4 protein-coding genes are annotated in these 3,690 nt (G+C 58.3%); all 4 read right to left on the reverse strand.

What is annotated here, in order from left to right; translation table 11 throughout:
• Positions 1-1,211, reverse strand: a 1,211-nt coding sequence (locus P8K07_02500) for a leucine-rich repeat domain-containing protein (GenBank protein ID MDG1957394.1), incomplete at its 3' end; no start/stop codon positions are given.
• A 765-nt stretch (positions 1,212-1,976) separates the two neighbouring features.
• The gene (locus tag P8K07_02505; protein ID MDG1957395.1) at positions 1,977-2,294 is read right to left on the reverse strand and encodes a hypothetical protein; all 318 of its coding nucleotides are present in this window, start codon (positions 2,292-2,294) and stop codon (positions 1,977-1,979) included.
• Positions 2,295-2,495: 201 nt separating this feature from the next.
• The gene (locus P8K07_02510; protein MDG1957396.1) at positions 2,496-2,705 is read right to left on the reverse strand and encodes a hypothetical protein; all 210 of its coding nucleotides are present in this window, start codon (positions 2,703-2,705) and stop codon (positions 2,496-2,498) included.
• A gap of 168 nt (positions 2,706-2,873) precedes the next feature.
• A complete protein-coding gene (locus P8K07_02515; protein MDG1957397.1) occupies positions 2,874-3,065 on the reverse strand; it encodes a hypothetical protein in 192 nt (63 codons plus the stop codon).
• Positions 3,066-3,690: the final 625 nt, after the last annotated feature.

Consider the following 3,690-nt stretch of genomic DNA (forward strand, 5'->3'; position numbering starts at 1 on the left):
AAGTATCCAGCGTACAGCACCTGACCGGAACCACCGGGGTTCAAGGTCGGGCCGGCACCAAACCCGTCGGGCGATGTCGGACGGTTTGCCGGGTCAAAGGACAGAAGTCCGTTGTAGTTCTTGTAAATATTCTCTGATGCGTTCGCGGTTGGTGTGGCGGTCGGCACCGGTGTCGGGGTCGGTGTGGCGGTCGGCACCGGTGTCGGGGTCGGTGTGGCGGTCGGCACCGGTGTCGGGGTCGGTGTGGCGGTCGGCACTGGTGTCGGGGTCGGTGTGGCGGTCGGCACCGGTGTCGGGGTCGGTGTGGCGGTCGGAGTGGGCGTGGGCGTGGGTGTCGGGGTGGGCGTGGGTGTCGGGCCCGCGCAGCTCGGGTCGTTTGTCGTCACGACATCAATGGGCGTACCCACGGTGCCCGTGTTGAAGGTCTGCGGCCAGCGCGCTTTATCCGCGCAGTAGGTGATCGGCGACAAGCTTGAATTCAACAGGAAGATATCGAGGTCGAACGTGTTGAAATCACCCAGGAAATCCACGCGAGTTAGTGCGTTATTGGCGAATGCCTCTGTGGCGATCGTTGATACAGTTTCCGGAATGATCAAATTTTCAATTTGGTTCCCTGCAAAAGCGCTGCCGCCGAGTGTGGTCACGCCGGCACCGAGCGTGAGTGTTGTAATGACGTTGTCCTTGAAGGCGAGTGTTTCAATGGTGACGACCCCGTCGGGAATGATCAGGCTGGCCAGGTTGCTGTTGTTGAATGCACTCTGTTTGATGGTCACCACGCTTTCGGGAATGGTGACGCTGGTGAGCAAGGGCGTTTCTTCAAACGCGCCTTCTCCGATCGTCTCAACCTTGTTGCCGAGCGTAACGCTGGATAACTGCGGACATTCAGAGAACGCGCTGTCGCCGATCGTAGTCACTAGTGCGCCGATGGTCACACTTTGAAGCTGGCTGTTCGCAAAGGCCTCCCTTTTGATGCTGGTCACGAAATAACACGCTGCTGCGCCGCTATCACATGCGCTGACGGGAATGGCAATGGTCGTCGGAGAGTTCCCCGTCGCAAATCCGGTCACCTCAGCCTCGGTGCCACTGGTCGCGGTATATCGAAGTCCTCCTGCATCAAATGCCAGTGCGGGATCGAATGCCAGTATCGAAATCAGGAATGTGATTGGTGCTGAGAGATAGCGCAGTCGCGCGGTGGTCGTTGAGTCGTTCATCTGTGAGGCCTTCGTTGCTTGAGAATGATATATTCGAATGATGGCTGGGGATCGTTTGCCTGAGGAGCTTTACCGGCTCGGGCAAAAGCAGGGCATTTCCCGAGACCAATCCGACCGAGCCAGCATGGTTATCCATGGCTTAACTTTTCTTGATCCCGGAATCGAGAAGAAAACCGGGTCCTCCTGACGGCAAATGCTGTCGCGCGCGGTTCTCGGGTGCGGCTCTCTTCGGTCTCCCCGCGCACCAGCGACACCCTGCGGTCCAGCAACACCCTGCGGGCTGTTTCAAAAGCGTCGCCGAATAAAATCGATGTCTCCAACCGCCGCGTTGCCCCGATGACCAAGCGGGCTCGCGCGGCGCTTGTGCGTTTGCACCGCGAGTCCGAACACGCCGCCCAGCGGCTCCGCCACGGGCGGGAAGGGCGGGAAGGGCGGGAAACGCTGCCGGTGGCAGAATCGGGATGGACGAATAGAGCGCCCTATGGGTAAAAGGTGCCAAGAACACAGGAATAATCCTCGTTTTTGCTCACTCTTTGTCATCGCTTTTATCCAATTCCTAATCCGTAGGTCGCGTGTTCGAGTCACGCCGGGGGCAGGGTTGGGGTGGATTCGCTGGGGACGATCGATCGCAGCGAGCCTGTTACGTCATGGGGCGGGCTCCCTGAAGTAACCATCGGCATTCAGGTCGATAGCCTCCGCGTCGTCAATGAACAGGTGACCCGGGCCATCGCATTCAAAGTCACCGTAGGGCTCGACGATATTGGGTCAGAGGAAGGTGACGCGATAGGACAACGCACAGTAGGTCGATCCGCAGATCAACGGAGGCAGTATCGCTTGTTCTAATTCGACGGCATAATTCACCACTTCACCATCCAGTGTACACGTGAACTCGGCGTTCGGTGGGTTGTCGGCAAAGGGACCGCGGGTCGTACTCGGACCAATAAAATTTTCCGAGTCTACATCCCAGAGAGCCGCGAACTCCTCGGTCGGGATCTGTCCCGCCTCGCGGTAGGGACGGTCGGTGAACCATCCGGTCTGCAGGCTTGCGTCCACGAAGGTCAGCTGGGCATGGGTGACGATCACGCCGGCTGAAGTCTGTACAAAGAGATAGTCAGGCCCGTGGTCTTACGAGTCACCACAAGAGGTGGCAACGAGCATGACGGCTGCGATTAGAAAATATCTGGTTGTGTTCATGCGGGCACTCTCGTCGAAATTTGAGGTGGACTACAAACGGTAAAACTCTACGCCGGTAGAAGGCGCGCGGCAGCGCTGGCGTCGAGTCCATCAGTTGGCCGTACATTCCAACTGGAAATCCTGCAGTCTCTTGTAGAAGTCTATCCGGTTGGGCTGGTGAACAAATCCATGCCACTCGCCGTAGTACACCACTTCGGGATCCCTACCCTCGGCCTCACCCGATTCACTTAGATCCCCCCAGACCACTTTGTTCTGCGCGCCGAAGAGATGGAAACGCATCGCGTCACCAAAGGCAGACATATCGGTCACCGGGGCCAAGGCGGCACCACATCGGTACAGCTCGGGGTTTTGGGCCAGAGCTATTGCCGCAGTTGGCTGCTCTGAGGGGTGATTTGTAGTGGTTGGTGGTACGTTGGCCGCGTATCCATCGCCTCCACGTCCCTGTCGGCAACCGTTACGCGAACTTAGCTATCGAGCGCTCGAAATCACTTCGATGGACTGTCGGCCGAGTGCGGTTCCTGTCGCTCGTGAAAGTTCGATCATCGCATTCTGGTAGCGAATGCGAGTCGCAAGGGCGGCGAGTCTCGCATCGCCGAGATCGTCGATCGCAAGAGCTACGTCGACAGCAGAGGGCAGTCCCGTCTGCAGCAATTGACGCACCCCCGCAAGATATTCCGGGCGATCCGCCGAACATGAATGGCGGCAGACAGCGGAGGCCCCGCGCGGCAGGTTGGGAGTTGCCGGTTGGAGGGGGCTTAGGCATAAAGGGCCTTCATGTTTTCGTCCGTCGTGAGATTGCGCTGTTGTCTAACGGAACTCTCGACATGAGCCTCGCCTCTGCTGCGATGCCTGAGGCCCCACGTTTCTATGTCTACGTCATTGAGCTGAGGCACGAGGTCTATCAGGAGACCAAGTTTGCACGCGAGAACCCAGGATGGACTCCTGCGGAGGGAAGGTCGTGCTACTACGTCGGTCAGAGCGCCCACAAACCAGGGTGCAGGTATCGGCAGCACAAGGCGAAAACCGGAGATGGGGCCGTATTCACATGCCAATGCCCATTAGGTGCTGCCCCCAAAACGTATTGGGGTTCCAACTCTTTTGCGAGAGTGTACGGGGTCTGCTTGGCCACCGAACTCTATCGCAAACATAACCCGCTACCTTCTCGTGAACGCGCGGAAGAGATGGAAAAAGAGCTTGCTGAGGAGTTGCGTGCCGTAGGTCACGCGGTGTGGTGGAACTAAGGCGTCTTTAACTGAGTGGCAGAGCGGTTGGGTGGCTCGAAGCC

The sequence above is a fragment of the Candidatus Binatia bacterium genome (genome assembly GCA_029248525.1).
Taxonomy (GTDB): domain Bacteria; phylum Desulfobacterota; class Binatia; order UBA12015; family UBA12015; genus UBA12015.